The organism is Pseudomonas brassicacearum (assembly GCF_003732265.1).
Lineage (GTDB): Bacteria > Pseudomonadota > Gammaproteobacteria > Pseudomonadales > Pseudomonadaceae > Aquipseudomonas > Aquipseudomonas brassicacearum_D.
The window spans coordinates 1-773 of the sequence record NZ_MOBK01000284.1 but is presented as its reverse complement, the minus strand read 5'-3'; the positions used below and the strand labels follow the sequence as shown (position 1 = coordinate 773).

Sequence of the window (773 nt, the reverse complement as noted above, 5' to 3'; positions counted from 1 at the left end):
AGTCCCCGGCGGTACGTTGGCAATGCCGTCAGTCTTGGCCACCAGCTCGCCGTACTCTTTGGACGTTGCCCAGGCGCTGAATTCTTTAGCGGCGTCTTTGGCTTTGGAGCTGGTCGGAATCGCCAGCGCCCACGAATACAACCACGCCGAGCCTTTGTCGGTGACCTGATGCGGTGCGAAGGTGAAACCGACGTGATCGGCGACCTTGCTTTGAGTTTTGTCGGTGACGAACGAACCGGCGACGCTGGCGTCGATCCACATCGCGCATTTGCCGCTGTTGAACAATGCGAGGTTTTCGTTGAAACCGTTGCTGGAGGCGCCCGGCGGGCCGGATTTCTTCATGGTGTCGACGTAGAAGTTCAGCGCGTTTTTCCACTCAGGGCCACTGAATTCCGGTTTCCACTGCTCATCGAACCAGCGTGCGCCGTAAGCATTGGCGACGGTGGTGATCAGCGCCATGTTCTCGCCCCAGCCGGCCTTGCCGCGCAGGCAGATGCCGTACTGCTCCTTGTCCTTGTTGGTGAGTTTTTCGGCGAACCCGGCGATCTGTTCCCAGGTCGGACGCTCGGGCATGGTCAGCCCGGCATCCTTGAACAGGTCAGTGCGGTAATAGGTGATCGAGCTTTCCGCGTAGAACGGCAAGGCGTACAGCGAACCCTTGACCGACAGGCCTTCACGCACCGACGGGAACACGTCGTCGAGGGCGTAACTGGCCGGCAGATCCTTCATCGGCTCCAGCCAGCCTTTGGCACCCCACAGTGCCGCTTCGTACA

The 773-nt window shown here is 60.3% G+C and carries 1 protein-coding gene; it reads right to left on the bottom strand.

Translation table 11 applies throughout. From position 1 onward, the window contains the following. A partial coding sequence (locus tag BK660_RS31290) for an ABC transporter substrate-binding protein (RefSeq protein ID WP_148057523.1) occupies positions 1–773 on the bottom strand: 773 nt, incomplete at both ends.